The sequence below is a fragment of the Yersinia vastinensis genome, assembly GCF_044905075.1.
Classification (GTDB): domain Bacteria; phylum Pseudomonadota; class Gammaproteobacteria; order Enterobacterales; family Enterobacteriaceae; genus Yersinia; species Yersinia vastinensis.
Genome location: NZ_CP173260.1, coordinates 3,040,774 through 3,064,471, shown reverse-complemented (window position 1 = coordinate 3,064,471; position 23,698 = coordinate 3,040,774). Strand labels below are relative to the sequence as shown.

Genomic DNA, 23,698 nt, shown 5'->3' with positions numbered 1-23,698 from the left:
TTTACTCCTGCCTTAACAGTTGAATGTGACCGGCCGACAACTGGTCTTGTGCCAGCGATGTCACCAGTGTGTGGTGGTCAATGAGCAACCAGCCGGGGCTGAGTGTGGCAATATCGCGATAACTCAGCACCTTACCTGCATGAAACCGCACAGCTACGCCACGGCTATCACTGAAAGTCAGCGGGAAAGGGCGCAATGCCGCAGCGGGCAGTGCCGGCAGCAGTTGACTATGCAGGCTAATATGCACTTTCATCCCCCATGACCACGCTTCGTTCAGTGCAGCAACCGCAGGGCAACTTGTGTCGGATTGCGCCAAGCGGCAGATAAATGCCAAGTCCGGTAACATCAAATGCAGATTGGCATATTGCACGAATACCGCAGGATCCAGCCCGGCGCGCAGTTGAGGTAGCAGCAGGGCATGAACCCGGCGTTCGCGCTCAACTAACCGCGTGACAATCTGGCTGACCAGTTGCTCGGTTTGCGCCTGAGTCAGATTCATGGCTGCGTCGCCTGTGGTGGCGTTAACAAGGTGGCAAAAGCCGCTGGATCATCGGCACCTGCGGCATTGGCCTCGTCAGTATCGATGTGCATTTCCAGTTTCATTTGGGGTGAAACGCGGATAGCGACATCATCCATAATCAATCGGCGACCACTGCCTTGAATGGCAACCTGTACCCGGTCACCGTGCTTGACCCGATAGATAAGGGCATCTAGCGGTGACATATGAATATGGCGTAGCGCCACAATCACACCCTGAGACAATTCCAGCTCACCGTACGGGCTGACCAAACGGATAGCCGGTGTGTCGTCTAAATTGCCCGACATCCGCAGAGGGGCATTGATGCCTAAGGTACGGGCATCGGTGCGAGAAATTTCCACCTGGCTACGGCTGCGTAGCGGCCCTAAAATACGAACGTTTTTTAAGCTACCCTTTGGTCCAACCAAGGTGACCGTCTGCTCGGCGGCAAACTGGCCGGGTTGCAGCAGGGCTTTTTTCTCGACCAGTGGCTGGTCTGGGAACAATTGTTGGTAGTCCTGCACCGAAAGATGCAGGTGTCGATTGGAAACCCCAAGCGGGATCGGACGAAGACGCATTTCGTCGAGGATCTTACTGACAACGGGCTCCAGTAACGCTTTTTCCATCAGACTTTTCCTCGTTTACCCAAGTGGATACAGCGAAAGCGAGGCTCGCCTTTATGGCGTCGGCAAGCCGGATCGAGACAGAGATTGCAGCTCACGTGCGGCGCTACTGAAGCCTCACTCTCCTCCATGCTGTTTATTTCCGTGCGGCTTTCCGCACTAGAGGGGGCCTCTGGCGCATCATCGCTGGCGCTATCCGCCAGTTGTGGGGCATCGGTTTCTTCCGTCTCCTCAATAATGAGGAGGGTTTCCACTGCCGGTTCGACCACCGCCACCTCAACCGCAGGAGCCTGCCAATACGCCATCAGCGTATCTGCCGGGCGAGCCAACACTGAGCGGGAAACCAAACCATGATGCTGTTCGGCAAAGGCGGCACCGGTACTGATTGCCGCCTGTACAGAGGCCACATCACCGGTCAGGCGGATTAACATCCAGCCAGAGCCGTTGGTTTTTTCTATCCCAATCAGGTTGACGGATGCCGCTTTTGCCATGGCATCCGCCGCGCCGATCGCCAGCGCTAGACCGCTAACTTCAAGTAAACCCAGTGACGTTTTCACGCTGTGCTCCTCTTCTTGCCCTTAGGCAGAGGTCGGTAAAATGGCTTCTACATCGCTATGCGGACGTGGGATCACATGGCAAGATTTCACTTCACCCACCGCGCTGGCTGCTGCAGATCCAGCATCAACCGCTGCTTTTACTGCGCCGACATCGCCGCGAACCATGACAGTGACCAAACCGGAGCCGATTTTTTCGTATCCCACCAGTTGTACGTTGGCAGACTTGACCATGGCGTCAGCCGCTTCGATAGCAGCGACCAGACCTTTGGTTTCAACTAAGCCCAATGCGTTGTTCATATTTCATTTATCCTTTTATGGGTTATGGCGATAACTTAAACGGTAAACCTTTCACCAACCGGGCGGCGTTATTACCAAGCCGCCGTAATTGATCTTCGTCTTGTGCCCACGCTTGCCTAAATAGCGGGTTGGTGGGCGGTAAATTACGGAAATGCACCACGACTTCATCGGCAGAACCTGCCAGCCCTACCAAGAGCGGAGAACGGGTGGCCGCCTGCCAAGCGCGCTGTATCGCATCACCGTCATCGTCTTGTTGCCAGCACCAAGGAATGCCTTCTTCCTCTATGCCCAGTAACACTTGATGCCAAACGGTCTCCAGTGTTTGCGCGGTCCGGCTTATCACGATGGCGGGGGTATCGTTGGTAAAGTTCATCAGTCACTCTCCCGCTGATAAGCTAGAATCAGCCCGGTTGCCACCGCATTGCGCGGGCCTTCACAAGCGCGAATATTGCCGCGGCCAGCCACCAGCTTGTAATGGGAGAGGGCGTCTGTGACTAATTGCGGAATTTCAAAGTCCAGCGAAGAGCCGCCGACCAACACCACGAAGGGGATATCGCGGATATTGCCGGTCGGGCTGACTTGGCGCAGGGCGCGTAACGCATTGGTCACAAATACCCGCTCTTTTGCAGAACGTCGGATATTGCGCACTTTTTCCAGTGCGTAATCACCCGGCAGTGGCACCAGACCTTCCGGCTTGACGACCACCAATCGGGCAAAAACTTCTGGTGGCAGCGGTTGTGGGAAAAACTGCACACTGCCGTCCTCGTGGCGCAGGTGGAATAGACTTTCCACTTTTGCCAGCGGGTATTTTTTGATGTCTTCAGCCAAATAGCGGTCTTGGAGATCCAGTTCGGAGGCAATGATCATCGTGACCATGTCTCCGGCACCAGCCAGATGTGTTGCCACAATTTGACCTTGGGCATTGATGATGGAGGCATCGGTAGAGCCGGCCCCTAAATCGAGAATGGCGAGTGGTCGTCGTGTCCCTGGTGTGGTCAACGCACCGAGAATAGCGGCTTCGGCCTCCGCTCCACCAACCTGCACATCAATACTCAGAGTCCTCTCGATTTCACTGGCGATGTGCGCCATTTGCAGACGATCAGATTTCACCATGGAGGCAATACCCACCGCCTGTTCGAGTGAGAACTCTCCCGCCAGACCCCCAATAACATTGACTGGCACGGCAGTATCAACAGCCAGCAAGTCTTGAATGAAGATTTCATTGGTGGGTTTGTTGGTCAGTTCTGCCATCGTTTGGCGCACGTGTTCGAGCATGCCGCCGATGTTGGTGCCGGGTTCGCCGCTGACATTATCCAGATGCCGAAAACTGTTCACTGCCGTCATAATGGTCTCGCTGCCGGTGGCAACATCCACACGAACAGTGCGACCTTCAGCAAACAACTCCAGATGGCCAGCGGGAATAGCACGAGCTTTAACATCCCCTTCGGGTGTTTTAACGACGACCGCTGAACGGGTGCCTATCAAGGCGCGTGCCACCGGAACAATGTTTTTGGTTTCTTCGGCACTGAGTTCAAATACTGTGGCAATGCCATAAGGGTTAGAGAGGGTTTCAATCACTTGACCCGGCATAGCAACTTCAACCGCCGCCAGCATGCCCATAGGGATGCGGTCGATATGCAACACCTCATCGACAATAGGCAATGGGTGGTTTAAGCGGTTGTTGACCAGTACGCCATCATCTCGCTGCAAGATAATCGCAGTGATGCGGTATCCGGCACCATTTGCGGCGTTGACCACGGCGGCGACATCAGCAAAATCGACTGCAGAGGGCACGACCAGAATGTAAGGTTGGGCAGGGTCACGTGTTACCAGCTCATCAAGGGTGATAGTCAGCCCGACCCCTAACCCCAGTCCGCCGGGAGTTTTCGGGTTGTGACCGATCATAGTGGATTCAGTGATTATGGTTTCAGTGATGGTTTCCATCGCCACATCACCAATTACCGGGGTCGCCTCATTGATGCGGATCAGACTGATATCACTGAGCGTGATTCCGGCCTTTTCCACCAACATGTTCAACGCCTTATTGATGCCGAAAATGTTGCGCTGTGTTCCTTTGACACCGGTGGTCTCCGTCAGGGTGCTGGCAACAAATTGCAACTGACCGTCAGCTGCACATTGCGCCAATGCCACTTCTGTTGATGAGTTACCGATGTCCACACCTGCTATGTAACGCATTTCCCCTCCCTCAAATACCCTTTATCTTTCAATTTGCAGCGATGTTGGCCGCACTCGTGACTTGGCCTATCCTTGGGGCTTGCCGCGTTCAAATCTGTCCCCGGTAGATTTGCCCCCCAGTCACTGACTTGAGTCAGCTTCTGGGGATTCCTTTCTTTGCTGCCTACCTGCAACTTGAAATCTATTGGGTATAACAATTGATTAATCCAGAAATGGATTAATCGTCGCCTTTCAACTTCTTGCGCTGGATATACAAAACGGCAGCTTCGCGCACAAACGCGGCGCAAATCGTGGCGTTGTAATTTTTTTCCAGATCATCAGCGATGGCATTTAACTCTTCTTTACTGGAGCGGAATGGGCGCAGGGCGTTATAGATATCCAATACCTTGTCATCCGGTACCGCAGTCAGTTCTGCTGCGCGTTCAAAGTTCATTGCCAACAGTGGGCGGCCCGCATCTTTGGCGATAGCGGCCTGAATTCGCAGGATTTCCGGTGTAATACGCAAATCTTGTGAAGTCACATTGCCGTTCAACACGTTAGCCAGCGTCAGGTCATCCAGCGTTTTATTGGTGGCGGTTTTCACCCATTCAGGGTGTTTATTAGCCAGTGGATAATCCGTGACTTTGGCATCACTGCGCGAACTGCCTGTTGGCGCTGGGCAAGTCGCTGCAGGTGTCTGGCCTTGTAAGCTGTTCATCTTGCTCAGTACATCGCGGACCATGGATTCAATAGCTTCGGAATTCATTGTGTTTTCCTTTGTTAAAGCGCGACCCGGAGTTCCTGAGGATTCTTGCCGGTCACCACATATTTGGTTTCTTTAATGTGCAGAATCGCCGACTTGGCCTGATATTTTGGCCGGGCCATTTGGTCATTTAGGGTCGGAACCGGTTGTGGTGATTCCCGTTTGGCGTAGCGAGCAGCGTTTTTGCCAATCAGGCGGTAAGTTTCCAGCGTCAACAGCGGTGCTTGCGGGAACAACTCCAGATTAGAAAGCGGTGGCAGACCTTGCTGATGAATGACTGTGGTGCCTTTTGACTGGACGCCGATAGAGATCCCAGAGCCACTCAAACGGTTACCTTCGACGGCAACAAAGGCCACATCGGAAGATTTAAAGCAGCGAATAACTCGAGCTTTGATGCCTTCCTCTTCAATACCGGCAATCAGTTCGCGCAGAATATTTTTGTGCGGTATCCCAACGATGTTGGCGGTTTGTGACAAACCAAATGCCGGGCCAACAGCAATAATCACTTCGTCCTGATGCGTTCCGGGACGGGCTTCACCCACTTCAGTGAGAAAATCCCCAGATGCTCCGGTGTTTGCCGCCGCTACAGGCTGAGTCTCTTGCTTAAAGGAGACGGTATTCTGGTCTCCCTGCATTTCCTGCAATACGCCCTCAATAATTTGGCGTAACAGTTTTTCGTTAATATCCACCATCTCGTGAACCCCTTAGCCAAGCTCATTCGGATCAAGCGCGTTTGGAATATTTTTGATCTCTTCCCAACGTGCACCTTCCAGCCGATAACCGGTAGCTGGCCCTGCGTAGTCATTGACGTCATTCACTGCCGACAGCACTTGGTTGTCGCCTTTGATGATCGCCGAGGTATGCAGGTAGTCACCGGCAATTTTGGCTTTCTGGATGTTGAGCATGTCTTGCGCCACATCTTCGAAACCGCCTTGTGCTAAGGCTTTAACCACTTCCAGACCGGTGCGGTTTTTGCTGATGATTTCCTGAGCGAACTTGATGTCTTCGACGATGTTACGCTCCGGCATATCTTTCGAGCCGTGGGCATAGGTTGCGGCAATCACTTCTTCATCGGTAATGGGCGGCAGGCCCATTCCGGCAAAGACGGCTTGTAGAGCGCGCGCAGCTTTATTACGAATAGCCACCACATCGGCTTCTAATACCGGACGCAAGCCACCATCAACTTTCAGGTCGCGCTGCATCACGTTGTAATCGTCAAAGTCTTCGGCATCCTCGTTAGAACCGGCGAACATGTTGTCGTAGTTCGGTACCGCAGAATAACCAGAGGAGATAAAGTCAGTACCCGGCAGGAACTGCATCAGCAGGCGAGCGGTACGACGCATATCTGAGTGGGTAAACGTTTGATCGTTACTGGATGCACATTCTAAATCCAGTGCCGAGCAGATCAGGTTTTCCGCCAAGATAGCGCGGATACCGGATGGCACAGCGGATGGCACACCGACACAACTGACTGAGCCATTTTGCAGCCCCTGAACCCCGGCGGCTTTCGTGATGTAAATACAGCGAGCTTCCAGATACAGCATGGATTTGCCTTCGGCGTAGCCCATTTGGACCTCAGAACCAGAGCCGGAGGTAAAGCGCATTTTCAGACCACGTGATGCATAGGATGAGGCGAGGAAACCTTTTGACCATGGGGTGTCATCACCGTCGGTGAACACCGGCTCAGTCCCATAAACCGAAATGGTTTCGGCGTAACAGGTGTGGCCGAGCATCCCCAATTTCAGCTCGGTAGCTTCTTCCAGAGAGCACTGTGTTAATACGCCAGGACGCCCCACCTGCGAGCCAACCAATAGCGCGATAGCATTAAAGGGCGCGTAACGGGCTACGGCCACGGTGGTTTCTTGTTCATCGAAACCACGGAAAGCCCCTTCGGCAGCGTCTGCGGCAATCTGCACCGGGTTATCTTTCACGTTGGTGACGTGAGCTTGTTGTGATGGGGTACGACGAGCGCGCATTTTCTGCATCGACATCATCATTTCCACCACGTTCATGTGGGAGACCACCTCGACGATTTTGGCCGGTGTCATGGCTGTCGTCAGCGGCACAATGGTGCGGCGTGACACATTTGGGTCACACAGCATATTGGCCAACTTGATGGAGTCCATCTTCATCACTTCTTCCGCATGTGTCAGATTAATACCGTAGCGGGCGATAAAGTGGTCGATCAGGTCGAAACTGCTCTGTGGTTTACCGTCTAACTCAGTCACCACACCATTTACAATCTTGATGGAAGGTTTCGGATCATTCGGGCTTTCCATGGCAATAAAGCCTTCTTCGATCCACTCTTTGACAAAGCCGTCCTGATTAACCGGGCGTTTCGCCAACGCTTCAAATCTTTTCGATTTCATGAAACAGCCTCACTGTGGCGTCAGATATAAGAAGGGCGGTCATTTTTTGGTTCAGCACCCAAGGTCGCCAATACCGTTTTGCCGATCTCACGGGCAGAAATCACTGCCTGACGAACTGCGCCAGAATCGCCGGAGATAACCAGAATCACTTCGTTACTAAAGCTTGTCCCTTGAGCCGGAGAGCTGTAGGCCACTACGTCAACATTGGCAGATTTGACGGCGGTATCAGCCATCAGAACACCAATAGACGCCGGTGCGCCGACAATCACACCGCAAGAGCGACCCAGTGGCGCGCCGAAGGCTTTTTCCAGTGCATGGCTCGCACGGGCGCTGTACTGCAATTCAATGTGGCCAGCTTCATTGGCGTAAACGTCACCGAATGTCCGGTCTAGCTCTTTCAGTGCGACTTCGACAGCACGTTTCACATCAGAAACATCGTCACCACCGAAGATAATCAGCGAACCGTGGCCTGCGCCGCCTTTGGTATCGCGCGGTAACTCAATGCTGACCACTTCGGTATTGGTGGCTTTTACTGCTTCATCTGCCGCCATAATGTGTGGGCCAGCACCGGTACGTGCGCCCAAGATGCCAATGGAGCGATAGCGTTTTTCCAACTTCATTGCATCTAGCAAGGCACTATCGACGTTGGCGATGACCAGTCCGACGGTGTCGCCGATCGCGGTGCCAACAAATTCCGTTAAACTGCAAGTTTTCTCAGCCATAGCCGTATCTCGTTGTTTATAGGATGGTTGTTTATCGAATGAGGGTGAGGAAGACGCCGGAGCGTGTTCGCTGACTTTCGCTATCACCTGCGCCATGATTTGGTCGACCAGGTCATTGCTTTTCATTAGTTATTTCCCTTAGGTAAAAATTTCTCGACATCAGTGTGCGGACGCGGAATAACATGAGTTGATTTCACTTCACCCACATTTGCAGCCGCAATGGCACCTGCATCCGTGGCCGCTTTAACCGCCCCTACATCGCCACGGACGATGACGGTGACCAGACCTGAGCCAATTTTTTCGTAGCCCACCAACGTCACATTGGCTGATTTCACCATGGTGTCAGCCGCCTCAATGGCAGCGGTTAGCCCTTTGGTTTCCACCATTCCTAGTGCTTCTTGTTGCATAAATACCTCGACGGAATATCAGATGCCTTGTTCTGGCTTGAATTGTCATGTTCAGAAATAGCGTTGTCAGGTTCGTGCTGGAATTGAATATACAAACAAGCAATGAAAAAGAATGGCTGTAATGAATTTACTGGCGAGAATGGTTAGTGATGAAATAACAAAATATTGTCACCGAATATGTTAACTTATTATTTTTTAAGTCTATTTTATGATTGCATGGTGATAATAATTGGTTATTGTATATTCAAAATTACAATTAAACTCGTGACAGCCGATATTATCTTTGGTATTGCGCGCATTAATATAAGGAAGGGGCTAGTTCACATTAAATGAGAAACTGCGAGCTTGATAACAATAATAGAAAGAATAAATGGCAAGAAAGTCACATTATTTAATTATCCGCTAACTTGCTTATTCATCGGGTATTGTGGCTGTTTTTTAAGGATGTAATAGCAATAATTTGTTATAGAAACTCTAGTTTTTGTTTAGTGAATGGCAGATCACGACAACACTTTCATTTTTCGTCTCTTTATAGTGGGTAGGTCATGGGCCGTGCATTCGATACAGAAAGTCATATAACCTATTAATTACAAGCAGGGTAACCCTATGAACGACTCGCTAAAAGCTCAGTGTATTGCGGAATTCCTCGGTACCGGGCTGTTTCTATTTTTTGGTATTAGTTGTCTGGCTGCGATGAAAGTGGCCGGTGCCAGTTTTGGTCTGTGGGAAATTTGTATCGTATGGGGGCTTGGGATTTCACTGGCCGTCTACCTGACCGCCGGAATTTCGGGTGCTCACCTCAACCCAGCCATCACCATTGCTTTATGGCTGTTTGCCTGCTTCCCAGGCCGTAAAGTTATCCCTTATAGCATTGCACAAATTGCCGGTGCTTTTGGTGGAGCAGCATTATCTTACATGCTGTATCACAACTTATTTACTGATTTTGAAACTGCCCATCAGATGGTGCGTGGCAGTTTGGAAAGTCTGCAATTAGCCAGTATTTTCAGTACATTCCCATCCCCCGCCATCAGTGTTTGGCAGGCAGCGTTTGTTGAAATCATTATCACCTCAATTCTGATGGGGCTGATTATGGCACTTACAGATGATGGTAATGGTGTGCCGCGTGGCGCATTAGGCCCTTTATTAATCGGTATTCTGGTTGCGGTGATTGGGGCGGCAACCGGCCCATTAACGGGGTTTGCCATGAACCCGGCGCGTGATTTTGGCCCTAAATTATTTACCTTCTTTGCCGGTTGGGGAAAAATTTCAATGACCGGTGGGCGTGATATTCCTTACTTCATCATTCCTATTGTGGCGCCTATTATTGGTGCTTGCCTGGGTGCCGCAGTTTATCGCTTCTTAATTGGTAAAAATTTGCCGTGCAATACCTGTAAGTTAGATGATGAAGAAGCTATTAATTAAACCTGAAAATGAATGACGACTTCCTCATCTTGGGACTGCAAATGGGTATTAAGGTGAGGAAATTTCGTGATCTGTTCGGGTTAATGCATGGATTATCATCCCCTGTTGATTATGACTCTGGTAAGGTGGGTTGTTATTTGTTTTCATTTCACCGGAGAGTATACCTTCACAGGGAAATAGGTTTTTCACCATGGCTAATGGGAATGAAAATATAACAATGCGGTAACACATCTATCATTACAGGGATGATTTATAGTAATAAACGAAATTTAATAACAATAAATTAAAATTAACTGAGAGGTTTTATCATGATTTCTGCCAGTTCTCTAAACTCAGAGCTCATAAATAAAATCGCCCAGGATTTTGCTCAAGCAACGGGGCTGGCGGTGGTGGTTGTGAATATTCACGGTGAGGAGATCTCCGACCTATTCAACTTCACACCGTTTTGTCAATTGATGCGCCAAGATCCGGTGAATCATCTTCGATGTCGTATGAGTGATCGCTGTGGTGGCCTTGAGGCCTCAAAATCCAACGAACCTTGTATTTATCGTTGTCACGCCGGACTCACAGATTTCTCTATCCCATTGGTGATTGCCGGTCATCTGGTTGGCTTTGTTTTATGTGGTCAGGTGCGGCTGCACACGGATGTTTATCTGATTGATATCCTGAATGTTGATAATCACTGGCAACAGAATCCGGCACTGATGGATGAATTTCATAATGTCCCTATCATGGATTTCTCTCGAGTGATCGCGTCTGCGGACTTGCTGAAGTTGATTGTTGAAAATTGTCTGAAAAAGCACCTTAATTTTGTGGTTATCAATGACAACATGGGCAGCAAAGAGCCCGGCAGAATTCGTCCGGTACATCCTCATGACAGTAAAATGAAGAAAGCATTGCGCTATATTGATACTCATCTGTCAGAAGAGTTGCGGTTGGAGGATGTGGCAGCCAAGGTCTATCTCAGCCCCTACTACTTCAGCAAATTATTTAAAAAATATCAGGGTATTGGTTTTAATGCGTGGGTGAATCAGCAACGAATGGCCAATGCGAGAGAGATGTTACAGCATAGCGATTGGAGCATTGCCAGTATTGCCAAGAACCTGGGTTTTTCACAAACCAGCTATTTCTGCAAAGTATTCCGCCAAGCCTATAATGTGACACCACAGGTATTTCGCTCACTTTCTTCTGAGCGTAATGAAATGGAATAGCAGTTATTGAATTAATATCAATTCCTCATGTTTTTAATTCATGTTTGTTTATTTAAAAGTCAAATTAGTAATTAAGTTCTTAAAATAATTAATGACAATATTTTGTTATAATTTTAAAGAAAAAACCAATGGTAATTTATTGTTTTTTAATGATTATTTTTCTTTTTTGTAGCAATTTTTTGCTATAACTACGCAATAAAATAGTCACAAAAAAATGAAATTAACCATTTTTTATTTGTGGAAAAGAGTATATTAATATTCATCAAGCTTAATAAGTTAGTTGACGTTACAACTGTGTAAATAAAGAGATAAATTCTATAGCAACATAAAATTAAATAACAAAATCTAAACTCACGTAGTTACTGAAATGGATATGTTATGCACTAAAGCATAACTGGGAAGGGGGTGACAATCCCCCGCAGCCCCCGCTGCTGTGATGCTGACGAACCTGCTGAAACCACTGATCCACAGGATTGGGAAGGTGCAGGGGAGGATGACGCTAAGCCAGAAGACCAGCCAACTCAGTAAAAGATATTCAACTCCTTCGGTGGGAAGCGGGTTGTCATCAGATGCGCGCAGCGGTGACGTTGTGTAGGCGCACCTTTTTGACACTGCTTATCCCGCTTGAAATGGCGGGATTTTTTATGCAGCGCTCAGACAAACAAGCATTTATCATCGCGGGAACCGGTAGCGGATGCGGTAAAACCACCGTGACGCTGGGTATTTTGCGAGCGCTGATGGCGCGTGGATTGTCGGTGCAACCGTTTAAAGTGGGGCCAGACTATCTGGATACCGGCTGGCATACCGCGGTCAGTGGCGTAACTTCACGCAACCTTGATGCGTTTATGCTGCCCCCCACCACACTCAATGGATTGTATAACCAACATGTGCGGCATGCTGATGTGGCGGTGATTGAAGGTGTCATGGGCCTGTATGACGGTTATGGCACTGACCCTGATTATTGCAGCAGCGCCGCCATGGCCAAACAACTTGGCTGCCCGGTTATTTTACTGGTCGACGGTAAAGCCGTATCAACCTCGGTTGCCGCCACGGTGCTGGGTTTTTGTCAATTTGATTCAAACCTCCACATTGCGGGCGTTATTGTTAACCGCGTCAATTCAGATAATCACTACCAACTTATCCGCCATGCCATCGAACACTATTGCGGTATTCCAGTATTAGGCCGTCTGCCGGTGATGGACGATGTGGCATTGCCATCGCGCCACTTAGGATTAATTCCGGCTCAAGAGCGCGGCGGGTCAGTGGGCAAACACCCCGATAGCGCACCACGTTGGCAACATCTCGCGCAGCAGGTTGAAGAATTTATCGATCTGGACCGGCTACTGTCACTGACTTCCCGCTCTGAACTCCCTGTGGGAACTTCTCCGGAGCTACCTCCTCAAGCTTTAGCTGAGGGCCTGACACTGGCGCTAGCCGAAGATGAAGCCTTCAATTTCTATTATCCCGATAATCTTGATCTGCTGGAGCAGGCCGGGGTGCGCATTCAACGTTTCAGCCCTCTACATGACCGCCAATTACCCACATGCCAGATGATCTATCTGGGGGGCGGCTATCCAGAAATTCACGCCGCAAAGCTTGCGGCCAATACTGCCATGCACACGGCATTACAACAGGCCCATCGCCTGCAAATTCCATTGTATGGCGAATGTGGCGGCTTGATGTATTTGGGTGAGGGGTTAACGGATGAAAATGGACAACGCCACTCGATGGTAGGGATTTTGGCGGGTGAAAGCCAAATGGGAAAACGCTTAACCCGCTTTGGCTACTGTCAGGCGCAGGCCCGTCGTGACACTTTATTGGCCGCGCAAGGCGAGATGTTACGTGGTCATGAATTCCATTACTCCGATTTTACCAGCCCGCTGACGCCAGTATTTGATAGCAGCAAGTGGCGTGATGGCGAGGTGATTCAGCACTGGAGCAGCGGCTATCAAGTACAACAGACGCAGGCCAGTTATCTACATATTCATTTCGCACAGCGCCCCGGTTTATTAAATGGCTGGCTAAATGCCGCGCGGAGTCGGTTATGACTCTTGCCGCGTGGTTTGTGGCGTTTCTGCTTGATAGTTGGCTCGGTGACCCGCCGCACTGGCCACATCCGGTGCGCTGGATTGGTAACCTAATCACCGTGCTACAACGGGCTATTCGCGCAGTGTGTCCTAGCGAGCGGGCGCTCAAGTGGGGAGGGGCGGTGTTGTGGATAGCGGTGGTGGGGATCACTTGGCTTATCAGTTGGGGGTTTTTATGGCTGATGGCTGAGATTAATCCGTGGCTTGGGTGGTTGGCGCAGGTGTGGATGATTTACACCTTGCTGGCCGGGCGCTGTCTGAGTGACGCGGCACTTTTGGTTTTTGATGCGCTGCAACAGGGGTCATTGGCGCAAAGTCGCGAAAAACTGTCATGGATTGTTGGGCGTGATACCTCGCAATTGGAGAAACCGCAAATTACCCGTGCGGTAGTCGAAACGGTAGCGGAGAACAGTGTCGATGGCGTGATTGCACCGCTGTTCTTTCTGATGTTAGGGGGGGCGCCGTTGGCGATGGCGTACAAGGCAATCAATACCCTGGATTCGATGGTGGGGTACAAAACTCCGAAATACCGGGCTATCGGCTATGTATCGGCGCGCATGGATGATTTGGCGAATGGGATCCCCGCCCGACTGAGCTGGTTGCTATTGAGTGCGGCAGCGTGGCTTATTCGGGCCGATTATCGGCAGGCGCTGCGGATTGGCTGGCGTGACCGTTATCAACATTCCAGTCCGAATTGTGCTTGGTCAGAGGCCACGGTGGCGGGTGCGCTGGGGATACGCCTTGGCGGCCCGAATGAATACTTTGGTGAGCGGGTAGAAAAACCTTGGATTGGCGATGAGCGGCGCGACGTCGCACTGAACGATATCCCGCGCAGCATCCATTTGATGAAGGTGGCGTCGTTACTCGCCCTTTTACTGTTTGCCCTGATCCATCTGCTGCTCGTTGGCATTTAATTAAGGATAACCTGATGAACTATATAAAGAACCCGCAAAAAATAGAGCAAAACAGCTTTGCGATTATTGGCGACATCATTGCCAATGAGCGGCCCGATTATGTTTTTGTCAGTGAAATGCACGAAGCGGTGATCAAGCGGGTTATCCATACCACGGCAGATTTTGACTGGTTGGATATTTTGCATTTTTCACCAGAGGTGCTGACCCGCATTGCTGACGGGATCAGCCGAGGTTGCACCTTGTACACCGACACCACCATGGCAATGTCCGGTATCAATAAAACCCTATTAGCGCAGATGGGCTGCGAATGCCGCTGCTATATCAGTGACCCTCGGGTGGTGGACAGTGCGCCCATACAGGGCATTACCCGTTCGATGGCAGCGGTGGATGTCGCACTGGCGGAGCCGGGCGAAAAACTGTTTGTGTTTGGCAATGCGCCAACGGCTTTGTTCCGTCTGCTGGAGCGTCAGGTAGCTCCGGTGGCGGTCATTGGTGTGCCCGTCGGCTTTGTTGGGGCGGCGGAATCTAAAGACGCGCTACTTGAGAGTGACTTGCCGTGCATTGCGGCACTGGGGCGTAAAGGCGGTAGCAATGTGGCCGCCGCCATTATTAACGCCATCCTCTATCAGTTAAGGGGGGCATTATGAGTGACAATCTGGTTAATGAGGAGCTGGTCAGTGATGACGCTGCGCTACAAAACCAGCAATTAGACAGTATTTGGCATAACGGCAAGCAATACCGTAAAGGCTATACCACCGGATCTTGTGCTACAGCTGCGGCTAAAGTGGCTGCGCTGATGGTGTTACGCCAACAAGTGATTGACCAGATTTCGATTGTTACGCCATCCGGTGTCACCCTGTGCCTAAATGTTGAGCAACCACTGATTGAGGGCCAACAAGCCACAGCGGCGATTCTTAAGGATGGCGGTGATGATATTGATGCCACCCACGGCATGTTGATTTTTGCCCGCGTGACCCTAACGGATAAAACTGATATCACCTTACGCGGTGGCGAAGGGGTGGGCACCGTCACTCGCAAGGGTATTGGCTTGCCGGTGGGGAGCAGTGCCATTAATCGTACTCCGCGCCAAACTATCGAAGCCGCAGTGCGTGAAGTTATCGGTCCATTACGTGGGGCGGAGGTTGAAATCTTTGCTCCAGAGGGCGAAGAGCGAGCAAAGAAAACATACAACGGGCGACTGGGAATCTTGGGGGGGATCTCCATCATCGGTACCACTGGCATTGTGACGCCGATGTCGGAAGAGAGTTGGAAACGTTCATTGGCGTTGGAGCTGGAGATGAAGCGCGCGGCCGGTGAGGACCGAGTTATTCTGGTGCCGGGTAACCATGGTGAACGTTTTGTACGTGACCATTTGGGCCTTGATAGCCAACGGGTGGTCACGATGAGTAACTTCGTCGGCTATATGCTGCAAGAAACCGTGCGGCTGGGTTTTCGCCATGTCCTGTTGGTAGGGCACCCCGGCAAGTTAGTTAAAGTGGCTGCCGGTATCTTTCACACTCACAGCCACATTGCTGACGGTCGTATGGAGACATTAGTGGCACATCTGGCTCTGATGGGTGCACCACATGCTCTGTTACTTGAAGTGAATCAATGCAATACCACCGAGGCGGCAATGGAATTGATTGCCGATCAGGGCTGGGAAGGCGTGTACTCGCGCATTGCAGAACGCATCTGCGAACGTATTGCCGAGATGATGCGTTTCTCCGTTAATCCTCCGCAGTGTGACGCTATTTTATTCTCTTTTGATAATCAGGTTCTGGGGAGTAACCGCCCGCTGGGTGACATTGTGGAGGTTCTACGATGATTACTGTTGTGGGGATTGGCCCCGGAGGCACCGAATATCTTACCCCCAATGCCCGGCATGCTATTGAACAGGCCGAGGTCTTGGTGGGGGGGAAACGCCATCTGGCGACATTTAGCGGCAATATTAAACAGAGCCGCCTATTGGATGCTGACTTACTGGGGTTATTGGAGTGGCTAGATAGCCATAAAGATCGCGCCATTGTGGTGCTAGCCTCTGGTGATCCTTTGCTATTTGGCATTGGCAAATTGCTGGCCGCAAACTTCAGTCCCGAGGAGTTGCATATCGTCCCCGGCATTAGCGCGATTCAATATCTGTGTGCCAAAGTCTCGCTGGATATGAACGACCTTTTTCTTACGAGCAGTCATGGGCGAGAACCTGATTTTGACTGGATTTTTCAGCACGACAAAGTGGCGATGGTGACCGACGGCATTATCGGCCCACGTGCGATTGCTGATGCTCTACATCAACGTGGTCTGTCTCGTACCTTGATTATTGGTGAAAATCTCTCACAACCTGACGAACGAATTCACCGCCTGCCAGTCGAGCAGGTAGCGACCCGCTATGACATGAATGTGGTGGTGATCCTCAATGAGAGATGAACTGTTCTTACGTGGGCAAAAAGTTCCCATGACCAAAGAAGTCGTGCGAGCACTGGCACTGGAACGATTGGTGTTACCCGGTGCGGCTCATCTGATTGATGTGGGCGCGGGTACTGGCAGTGTGGCACTGGAAGCAGCACTACGGTTCCCCAAGCTCAACGTGACAGCGATTGAGCGCAATCCGGTAGCCCTTGAGTTAATCGCTGAAAACCGCCAACGGTTGGGATGCAACAATGTGGCCGTTATTGCTGGCATCGCGCCACTGCCACTGGCAGACAAAGCCGACGCCATTTTTATCGGCGGCAGCGGTGGCCATTTGACTGATCTCATCGACTGGGCGCTGATGATGTTAAACCCCGGAGGTCGTTTGGTAATGACCTTTATTTTGCTCAATAACCTGAATGATGCACTCAGCCATTTAGACCGGTTGGCGCACTCCCAGACCTTCGCCATCAGCCAGTTGGACTGTGTTCAATTGCAACTCTCCACCCTGACCCCCTTAGGCAGCGGGCACTACTTTAAACCGAACAATCCAACTTATCTTATTTCCTGCCACAAGGAGCCGCGCAATGTCCGAGCATCTTAGTTCTGTTCCATCATCAGTCACCCCCGAATGGGATACACAAAAAGTCTGGTTTGTCGGTGCTGGCCCCGGTGATAAAGAGTTGATTACGCTCAAAGGCTACCGTTTGTTGCAACAAGCGCAAGTCGTTATCTATGCCGGATCGTTGATCAATACCGAACTGCTGGAGTACTGCTCGCCACAGGCGCATTGCTACGACAGCGCGAGTTTGAATCTGGAGCAAATTATCCAGTTGATGGTGGAAGGGGTTCGGGCGGGCAAATTGGTGGTGCGGTTACAAACCGGTGACCTTTCTTTATATGGTTCCATTCGTGAGCAGGGTGAAGTGTTGGGTGAGCATGGCATTGGCTTTGTGTCAGTGCCGGGAGTCAGTGCTTTTCTGGGGGCAGCAGCACAATTGGGCGTGGAATACACCGTACCTGAAGTGGCGCAAAGCCTGATTATCACCCGGATTGAAGGGCGCACACCAATGCCACCACTGGAGCAACTGGAGTCTTTTGCGGCACACCAAACATCAATGGCTATTTTCTTGTCGGTGCAAGAAATGGACCGAGTTGCAGAGCGTTTGATCGCGGGGGGCTATCCGGCGGCGACGCCAGTGGCAGTGGTATACAAAGCCACTTGGGCTGAAAGTCGTACCGTGCGCGGCACATTAACAAACATTGCTGAATTGGTACGGGCCGCAGGTATTCATAAAACCGCCTTAATTTTGGTGGGGGCCTTCTTGGGTGATGAATACCACTATTCCAAACTCTATGACGCGGGGTTCAGTCATGAATATCGTCAAGCCTGAATCGATAGCCGTTTTTTGTCTCACTCCGGGCGGAGTACGGCTCGCTCGACGTTTGAAAACGCATCTGCCACTGACCTGTTTTACCAGTGACAAATTGCTGGAATCGGGTTTTTTACCATTTAACGGTAGCTTCGGTGACACGCTACGTGAGGCCTTCAAACACTACTCGGCGCTCGTGGTGGTTGGGGCTATCGGCCTGACCGTGCGAGTTATTGCGCCGTTGGTCAATGACAAGATGACGGACCCCGCGGTAGTTGTGATTGATGAGCGCGGGCAGCACGTGATCAGTTTGCTGTCGGGTCATGTGGGCGGTGCCAATACGTTAACCCGCTATCTGGCGGGGATTTTGGGGGCGGATCCGGTGATAACGACTGCCACCGATGTTAATGAGATGGCGGCACTGGACACTTTAGCGACCCAATTAGATGCCGAAATGCAGGATTTCCGCCACGCGGTCAAAGTGGTCAATCAAATGTTGGTCAGTGAGCAAAAAGTTGGGTTGTGGTGGGACACGCCATTGATCTCTGAGCGTGAACGCTGCGATACCCGTGGCTTTGTGCCCGTAGATTCATTGGATGCGCTTCCCTCATTGGATGCCTTAGTGTGCATAACTCTACACGACTCGTTGCCGTCACTGCCATTGCCTGTTTACAAATTAGTGCCGCGCCGAGTGGTTGCAGGTATTGGTTGTCGCCGCGCGACCTCACTGCAAACACTGGTTGAATTGCTGCAACAGCAAATGGCTGAGAATCACTTCGACGTGATGGCGCTGCGGGCGATTGGCAGTGTCACCATCAAAAAAGACGAACCCGCACTGCACCAACTAGCACAGTGCTGGCGGGTGCCCTTCGAGCTGTTCAGTGTGGGCGAGTTGAGCCGTCACGAACAGCGTTTTCCTGCTTCTGATTTTGTCCGCCAAACGGTGGGTGTCGGCAGCGTGTCACAACCGGTCGCCTGGCTGATGAGCGACGGTAAATTGGTTGGCAATACTCTGCGTCAGCAGGGCGTCACCATCACTCTGGGAGTATCGCATTAATGTTAACCGTGATTGGCATTGGACCGGGCAGTGAATCGATGATGACGCAGGAAGCGATTGCGGCAATCCGCGAAGCTGAAATTATCGTCGGTTATAAAACCTATACCCATCTGGTCAAGCCCCTGACTGGGGATAAGCAGGTGATCAAAACCGGTATGTGCAAAGAGATTGAGCGCTGCCAAACCGCAATTGATTTGGCGCTGGCCGGGCATAACGTGGCGCTAATTAGCAGTGGTGATGCCGGTATTTATGGCATGGCCGGATTGGTTTTGGAGTTGGTCACGCAACAAAAGTTGGTGTTGGAAGTGCGGTTGGTGGCCGGGATTACCGCCAGTATTGCCGCAGCCTCCTTACTTGGCGCACCACTAATGCATGATTTTTGTCATATCAGCTTGAGTGACTTGATGACGCCATGGGCCGTGATTGAGAAACGCATTATCGCCGCAGCACAGGCTGATTTTGTTATCTGTTTCTATAACCCGCGCAGCCGTGGCCGCGAAGGGCATCTGGCACGCGCTTTTGAGTTAATGCAGCCATGGAAAAAAGCGGAAACTCCGGTTGGTGTGGTGAAAGCGGCGGGGCGTAAAAAACAGGAAAAATGGTTAACTACATTGGGCGAAATGGATTACGAACCGGTCGACATGACCAGTCTAGTGATCGTGGGTAACCAGGCTACATATTGCCGTGACGGGCTGATGATCACCCCTCGAGGTTATGCATTATGACGAGCAATTCATTATGACTGGCCGCTATCCGCCGATTCATGTTTTTGGCGGCACCAGTGATGCACGGCTAATTTGTCAGTTGCTGGATACAGCCGGTGAGCGCTATAGCCTGTCAGTCGCCAGTGATGCGGGTTTGCAACTGGCGGGCGATATTCGCGGCGAGGTGGTGGTGGGGCGGATGGATACGGTGGCAATGGTCGATTTTCTTATCACTAGGCAAGTGCAATGGGTGATTGACGCATCGCACCCATACGCCGAGCTACTCAGTGACAATGTGGTGGCCGCTTGCAGGCAAGCCTTTGTGCCACTGACTCGCTATGCGCGCCCGAGTGAAATTGAGGTGCTCAGTCACCCACTGCTACACAAAGTTGACAGTGTTACGGCCGCTTGTGCTGTAGCGCAGAAGTTGGGGGAGCGGATATTGCTCACGACCGGCAGCAAGCAGTTGGCTGAGTATCAACAGGGGCTGACAGGTAAAACTCTGCTGGTGCGGGTATTGCCCACTGCTGATGTTCTGAGCCAATGCGAGGCATTGGGGCTAGGCGTGGGGAATATTATTGCGCTGCGTGGGCCATTTAGCGCGCAATTCAATCAGGCGCTGTATGAGTTTTGTCAACCGGATGTCGTCATCACCAAGGAGTCTGGCGCACAAGGCGGCTATCAAGAAAAAGTGGCTCCCTGTCTGGCGCTGAATCTTCCCTGCATTGTGGTGCGTCGCCCGGCCAGCGTGGTTTTGGACAATATTGGGCAGCAAGTCACGTCATTGGATGAATTTGCCCAGCATCTGACGCGCTGGCAGCAACAACGAGGACAATAAAATGAAAAAAGCACTGTTGGTCATCAGTTTCGGCACCAGTTATGAACAAACCCGCCAAAAGAATATTGACGCTTGCGAGCAGCAACTGGCGGCAGCCTACAGCGATAGAGATGTGTTCCGTGCATTCACTTCGGAAATGATTATTCGCAAGTTACGCAAACGTGATGGTTTGCTAATCAATAACCCGCGAGAAGCCCTAAAACTGTTGGCAGAGCAGGGCTATCAGGATGTCGCGATTCAATCGTTGCATGTGATCAATGGCGATGAATACGAAAAAGTGGCCAATGAAGTGCGAGCTTTCAGTGACTGTTTTCATCATCTGGTGTTAGGCACGCCATTATTGAGCAGTTTTGCTGATTACCAGCAATTGCTGGTGGCGCTGCAAGCACAAATGCCGTCGCTGGCCGCTGATGAGCGCGTGGTCTTTATGGGGCACGGTGCCAGTCACTATGCTTTTTCTGCCTATGCCTGCCTTGACCATTTAATGGCCTCACTGAATTTTCCTGCGCTGGTCGGAGCGGTCGAAAGCTACCCGGAAATCAGTCATATCATCACCCGGTTACAACAGCAGGGAGTGCGGAAAGTGCACTTAATGCCATTGATGTTGGTCGCGGGGGATCACGCTATCAACGATATGGCTTCAGATGAACCAGATTCATGGCAATCACAGTTGGAGGCAGCGGGTATTCGTGCCCAGTCATGGCTGCAAGGTTTGGGTGAAAACCCATTGATTCGCCAGATGTTTGTTGAGCATTTAGATCATGCCTTACAACAAAAACAGCAGGAGGCAGCGTAATGAGCGGCAGACTTTATGCATTAGGGGTCGGCCCCGGTGCTAGCGATTTAATCACGGTACGTGCTGCACGGTTAGTCGCCCAACTCGATGTGTTGTATGCCCCCGCAGGACGTAAAGGCGGCGACAGCCTGGCATTGTCTATTGTGCGTGAGTATTTATCACCGAATACCGAAATACGCACCTGTCATTTCCCGATGAGTGCTGATGACAGTGAGAAGCAAGCGGTATGGGATGACGTGGCGCAGCAGCTGCAGGCTGAAGTGGAAAAAGGCCGTCAGGTTGGGTTTATCACTCTCGGTGATGCCATGTTATTTAGCACCTGGGTCTTTTTGTTAGAACGAATTGGTCGGCCCGATTGGTTGGAAATTGTTCCCGGCGTGACTTCTTTTGCTGCGATTGCCTCGCGCGCGGGTTTGCCGCTGGCGATGGAGCAGCAATCCCTAGCGATTATGTCTTGCACCGCACCACAAGCGGAGTTAGAGCGCGCATTGCGCGACCATGATTGTGTGGTGCTGATGAAGGTCTATGGCCGTTTTGCCCAAATACAGGCGCTGTTGGCGCGGTTAAATCTGTTCCCGCATGCGCTATTGATGTCGGAAGCCTCATTACCGGGGGAAGTATGCTGGCGTCAACTCGATAGCGTTGCCGCAGATCAGCCACTGCCCTATTTCTCGACCATTTTAGTCAATAAGCAGCAGATCGTGAGTCGCGATGAGTAAGTCAGTTCGAATACGGGTGAGTTAAGTTTTTGCATAAAAAACTATTTAAAGGAATTCGAAATGGAACAACAACTAAAGAAATTGTCATTCACCGGTTTGGCGATGGCAATACTCCTGACGATTGCCCCGAATGATGTTTTTGCAATGCACATTATGGAGGGGTTCTTACCACCGATGTGGGCGCTAGCTTGGTGGGTTCTGTTCTTGCCCTGTCTGTTTATGGGATTGGTACGGCTGAAACAGATTGTCGCGGAAGACAGTAATCAGAAAGTCCTGCTGGCACTGTGCGGTGCCTTTATTTTCGTGCTGTCGGCATTGAAAATTCCCTCAGTTACGGGGAGTTGCTCCCATCCGACCGGCGTTGGGCTAGCGGTTATCCTCTTTGGGCCGGTAGTGGTGGCCGTATTAGGGGCTATTGTGTTGTTATTCCAAGCCTTGTTGCTGGCACACGGAGGGCTGACGACGCTGGGAGCTAACGGCATGTCGATGGCGGTTATTGGGCCGGTGGTGGGCTATCTGGTATGGAAAATGGCCTGTAAAGCGGGATTACGCCGTGATGTTGGGGTATTTCTATGCGCGATGCTCGCAGATTTAACCACCTATTTTGTCACCTCTGTACAACTTGGTTTGGCCTTCCCCGACCCACAATTTGGTGTCAGCGGCTCGATTGTCAAATTTATGGGCGTGTTCTGCATTACCCAAATTCCGATTGCTATTGCTGAAGGGTTGTTAACCGTCATGATTTACGACCAGTTAACTAAACGCAAGCTCATTACTGCGGAGACTCACTAACATGAAAAAGACGCTTATTCTGCTGGCAATGGTTATCGCTCTGGTTATCTTGCCATTCTTTATTAATCATGGTGGTGAATACGGCGGCTCTGATGGTGAAGCTGAAACCCTGATTCAGGTTACTGCGCCACATTATGAACCGTGGTTCCAGCCTTTGTATGAACCGGCAAGCGGTGAAATTGAAAGCCTGTTATTCACGTTACAAGGCAGTATTGGGGCCGCGGTGATTTTCTATATCTTGGGCTATTACCGGGGGAAACGCGGTGAGCATGCTGGGGATTGATAAACTAAGTTATCAAAGCCGCTGGCGACAGGCTGATCCCATCGGGAAACTGGTGCTGTATGGGGTCTTCCTGCTGCTGGCCATGTTGAGTCCACCGATGTATCAAGCACTGCTGTTGGTGTTCATCGCCGGATTGACCTGCTATTCACTGCGGGTCGGCCCGCGTCGCTACCTGCGCTGGTTGGCCATCCCGCTCTCTTTCCTACTGGTGGGGTTGGTGACGATTGTGCTATCGCTCGCTCGCCAACCGGAAAGCTTGTGGTGGGGGGTGCAAATAGGCCATTGGTGGCTGGGTATTGATCGCGTAGGACTAATGACTGCGAATCAAACGTTGTGGCGCAGTCTGGCGGCATTGGCTGCGACCTTCTGGTTTGTGCTCAATACGCCGTTTCCGCAGCTGATTCAAATACTCAAACGCTGTCATGCTCCCCGATTGCTCACCGAGCAAATCCTGCTGACTTGGCGCTTTATTTTTATTTTGATTGAAGAGGCGGCGGCGATTCATCATGCGCAGTCTCTGAGATTTGGTTATATCTCATTGCGAACTGGCTACCATTCGCTGGCAATGCTGGTCGGCATGCTATTTACCCGCGTGATGATTCGCTATCAACAGATGGTCATCTCGCTGGATATGAAACTTTATCAGGGTGATTTCCACCTGTAAGG

28 protein-coding genes and 1 riboswitch are annotated in these 23,698 nt (G+C 51.1%); of the genes, 17 read left to right on the top strand and 11 right to left on the bottom strand.

All coding sequences use genetic code 11. The features are described 5' to 3' along the window. Window position 1: 1 nt before the first annotated feature. The 11 genes from pduM to pduA form a co-directional block, all read right to left on the bottom strand. Complete coding sequence (pduM, locus tag ACIOG0_RS14315; RefSeq protein WP_050098506.1) at window positions 2-499, bottom strand: microcompartment protein PduM; 498 nt, start codon at window positions 497-499, stop codon at window positions 2-4. Next, window positions 496-1,143, bottom strand: a complete 648-nt coding sequence (locus ACIOG0_RS14310) for a phosphate propanoyltransferase (RefSeq protein WP_050140733.1) — start codon at window positions 1,141-1,143, stop codon at window positions 496-498. Before ACIOG0_RS14310 ends, pduM begins: the two co-directional genes overlap by 4 nt. Then, window positions 1,143-1,697, bottom strand: a complete 555-nt coding sequence (locus ACIOG0_RS14305) for a BMC domain-containing protein (RefSeq protein ID WP_050098503.1) — start codon at window positions 1,695-1,697, stop codon at window positions 1,143-1,145. The genes ACIOG0_RS14310 and ACIOG0_RS14305 overlap by 1 nt, the downstream gene beginning before the upstream one ends. A gap of 21 nt (window positions 1,698-1,718) precedes the next feature. Continuing rightward, entirely contained in the window at window positions 1,719-1,994 is a 276-nt protein-coding gene (pduJ, locus tag ACIOG0_RS14300; protein WP_004090424.1) for a propanediol utilization microcompartment protein PduJ, read from the bottom strand. Window positions 1,995-2,016: 22 nt separating this feature from the next. Further along, the gene (locus ACIOG0_RS14295; protein ID WP_050098501.1) at window positions 2,017-2,367 is read right to left on the bottom strand and encodes a glycerol dehydratase reactivase beta/small subunit family protein; all 351 of its coding nucleotides are present in this window, start codon (window positions 2,365-2,367) and stop codon (window positions 2,017-2,019) included. Further along, window positions 2,367-4,190 carry a diol dehydratase reactivase subunit alpha gene (locus ACIOG0_RS14290; protein WP_050098499.1) on the bottom strand — a complete coding sequence of 608 codons (1,824 nt, stop codon included), beginning with the start codon at window positions 4,188-4,190 and terminating at the stop codon, window positions 2,367-2,369. The genes ACIOG0_RS14295 and ACIOG0_RS14290 overlap by 1 nt, the downstream gene beginning before the upstream one ends. Window positions 4,191-4,407: 217 nt before the next feature. Next, window positions 4,408-4,935 (bottom strand): propanediol dehydratase small subunit PduE, encoded by a 528-nt coding sequence (gene pduE, locus ACIOG0_RS14285; RefSeq protein WP_050295480.1) that lies wholly within the window; start codon window positions 4,933-4,935, stop codon window positions 4,408-4,410. Window positions 4,936-4,949: 14 nt separating this feature from the next. Then, window positions 4,950-5,621 carry a propanediol/glycerol family dehydratase medium subunit gene (locus ACIOG0_RS14280; RefSeq protein WP_164908329.1) on the bottom strand — a complete coding sequence of 224 codons (672 nt, stop codon included), beginning with the start codon at window positions 5,619-5,621 and terminating at the stop codon, window positions 4,950-4,952. 15 nt (window positions 5,622-5,636) lie between these two features. Next, window positions 5,637-7,301 carry a propanediol dehydratase large subunit PduC gene (gene pduC, locus ACIOG0_RS14275; RefSeq protein ID WP_050098493.1) on the bottom strand — a complete coding sequence of 555 codons (1,665 nt, stop codon included), beginning with the start codon at window positions 7,299-7,301 and terminating at the stop codon, window positions 5,637-5,639. Between the two features lie 20 nt (window positions 7,302-7,321). Next, window positions 7,322-8,149: a propanediol utilization microcompartment protein PduB gene (gene pduB / locus ACIOG0_RS14270; RefSeq protein WP_050140735.1), complete on the bottom strand. Its 828-nt coding sequence runs from the start codon at window positions 8,147-8,149 to the stop codon at window positions 7,322-7,324. Next, complete coding sequence (gene pduA, locus ACIOG0_RS14265) at window positions 8,149-8,430, bottom strand: propanediol utilization microcompartment protein PduA (RefSeq protein WP_050098490.1); 282 nt, start codon at window positions 8,428-8,430, stop codon at window positions 8,149-8,151. Before pduA ends, pduB begins: the two co-directional genes overlap by 1 nt. 606 nt (window positions 8,431-9,036) lie before the next feature. Here pduA and pduF point away from each other — a divergent pair. The 17 genes from pduF (at window position 9,037) to ACIOG0_RS14180 (ending at window position 23,696) form a co-directional block, all read left to right on the top strand. Then, window positions 9,037-9,852, top strand: coding sequence for a propanediol diffusion facilitator PduF (gene pduF, locus ACIOG0_RS14260; RefSeq protein ID WP_050098489.1), 816 nt, complete (start codon window positions 9,037-9,039; stop codon window positions 9,850-9,852). 308 nt (window positions 9,853-10,160) lie between these two features. After that, a complete protein-coding gene (locus tag ACIOG0_RS14255; protein ID WP_050098487.1) occupies window positions 10,161-11,063 on the top strand; it encodes a transcriptional regulator PocR in 903 nt (300 codons plus the stop codon). 340 nt (window positions 11,064-11,403) lie between these two features. Then, window positions 11,404-11,599, top strand: a riboswitch (cobalamin riboswitch). 108 nt (window positions 11,600-11,707) lie between these two features. Continuing rightward, window positions 11,708-13,111: a cobyrinate a,c-diamide synthase gene (locus ACIOG0_RS14250; protein ID WP_128451086.1), complete on the top strand. Its 1,404-nt coding sequence runs from the start codon at window positions 11,708-11,710 to the stop codon at window positions 13,109-13,111. Then, the gene (gene cbiB, locus ACIOG0_RS14245; RefSeq protein ID WP_145581991.1) at window positions 13,108-14,064 is read left to right on the top strand and encodes an adenosylcobinamide-phosphate synthase CbiB; all 957 of its coding nucleotides are present in this window, start codon (window positions 13,108-13,110) and stop codon (window positions 14,062-14,064) included. Before ACIOG0_RS14250 ends, cbiB begins: the two co-directional genes overlap by 4 nt. Window positions 14,065-14,078: 14 nt before the next feature. Continuing rightward, complete coding sequence (locus tag ACIOG0_RS14240; protein ID WP_128451084.1) at window positions 14,079-14,711, top strand: cobalt-precorrin-8 methylmutase; 633 nt, start codon at window positions 14,079-14,081, stop codon at window positions 14,709-14,711. Further along, on the top strand, window positions 14,708-15,889 hold the full coding sequence (gene cbiD, locus ACIOG0_RS14235) for a cobalt-precorrin-5B (C(1))-methyltransferase CbiD (protein ID WP_128451083.1): 1,182 nt from the start codon (window positions 14,708-14,710) through the stop codon (window positions 15,887-15,889). Before ACIOG0_RS14240 ends, cbiD begins: the two co-directional genes overlap by 4 nt. Further along, the gene (locus tag ACIOG0_RS14230) at window positions 15,886-16,488 is read left to right on the top strand and encodes a cobalt-precorrin-7 (C(5))-methyltransferase (RefSeq protein WP_050098480.1); all 603 of its coding nucleotides are present in this window, start codon (window positions 15,886-15,888) and stop codon (window positions 16,486-16,488) included. Before cbiD ends, ACIOG0_RS14230 begins: the two co-directional genes overlap by 4 nt. Next, on the top strand, window positions 16,478-17,074 hold the full coding sequence (locus ACIOG0_RS14225) for a decarboxylating cobalt-precorrin-6B (C(15))-methyltransferase (protein ID WP_050098478.1): 597 nt from the start codon (window positions 16,478-16,480) through the stop codon (window positions 17,072-17,074). The genes ACIOG0_RS14230 and ACIOG0_RS14225 overlap by 11 nt, the downstream gene beginning before the upstream one ends. Beyond that, the gene (locus ACIOG0_RS14220) at window positions 17,058-17,864 is read left to right on the top strand and encodes a cobalt-precorrin-4 methyltransferase (RefSeq protein ID WP_050140738.1); all 807 of its coding nucleotides are present in this window, start codon (window positions 17,058-17,060) and stop codon (window positions 17,862-17,864) included. Before ACIOG0_RS14225 ends, ACIOG0_RS14220 begins: the two co-directional genes overlap by 17 nt. Further along, window positions 17,845-18,900: a cobalt-precorrin 5A hydrolase gene (cbiG, locus tag ACIOG0_RS14215; RefSeq protein ID WP_128451082.1), complete on the top strand. Its 1,056-nt coding sequence runs from the start codon at window positions 17,845-17,847 to the stop codon at window positions 18,898-18,900. Before ACIOG0_RS14220 ends, cbiG begins: the two co-directional genes overlap by 20 nt. Then, window positions 18,900-19,625, top strand: a complete 726-nt coding sequence (locus ACIOG0_RS14210; RefSeq protein ID WP_050098472.1) for a precorrin-3B C(17)-methyltransferase — start codon at window positions 18,900-18,902, stop codon at window positions 19,623-19,625. Before cbiG ends, ACIOG0_RS14210 begins: the two co-directional genes overlap by 1 nt. Window positions 19,626-19,638: 13 nt before the next feature. After that, window positions 19,639-20,442 (top strand): cobalt-precorrin-6A reductase, encoded by an 804-nt coding sequence (locus tag ACIOG0_RS14205; protein WP_050098645.1) that lies wholly within the window; start codon window positions 19,639-19,641, stop codon window positions 20,440-20,442. 1 nt (window position 20,443) lies between these two features. Continuing rightward, on the top strand, window positions 20,444-21,238 hold the full coding sequence (locus ACIOG0_RS14200; protein ID WP_128451081.1) for a sirohydrochlorin cobaltochelatase: 795 nt from the start codon (window positions 20,444-20,446) through the stop codon (window positions 21,236-21,238). Beyond that, entirely contained in the window at window positions 21,238-21,957 is a 720-nt protein-coding gene (locus ACIOG0_RS14195) for a cobalt-factor II C(20)-methyltransferase (protein ID WP_050140741.1), read from the top strand. The genes ACIOG0_RS14200 and ACIOG0_RS14195 overlap by 1 nt, the downstream gene beginning before the upstream one ends. A gap of 60 nt (window positions 21,958-22,017) precedes the next feature. Next, window positions 22,018-22,749, top strand: coding sequence for a cobalt ECF transporter S component CbiM (gene cbiM, locus ACIOG0_RS14190; protein WP_050098468.1), 732 nt, complete (start codon window positions 22,018-22,020; stop codon window positions 22,747-22,749). Between the two features lies 1 nt (window position 22,750). Then, on the top strand, window positions 22,751-23,032 hold the full coding sequence (locus ACIOG0_RS14185) for an energy-coupling factor ABC transporter substrate-binding protein (protein ID WP_050098466.1): 282 nt from the start codon (window positions 22,751-22,753) through the stop codon (window positions 23,030-23,032). Then, window positions 23,019-23,696, top strand: a complete 678-nt coding sequence (locus ACIOG0_RS14180) for an energy-coupling factor ABC transporter transmembrane protein (RefSeq protein WP_128451079.1) — start codon at window positions 23,019-23,021, stop codon at window positions 23,694-23,696. The genes ACIOG0_RS14185 and ACIOG0_RS14180 overlap by 14 nt, the downstream gene beginning before the upstream one ends. The last annotated feature ends 2 nt before the right edge of the window (window positions 23,697-23,698 follow it).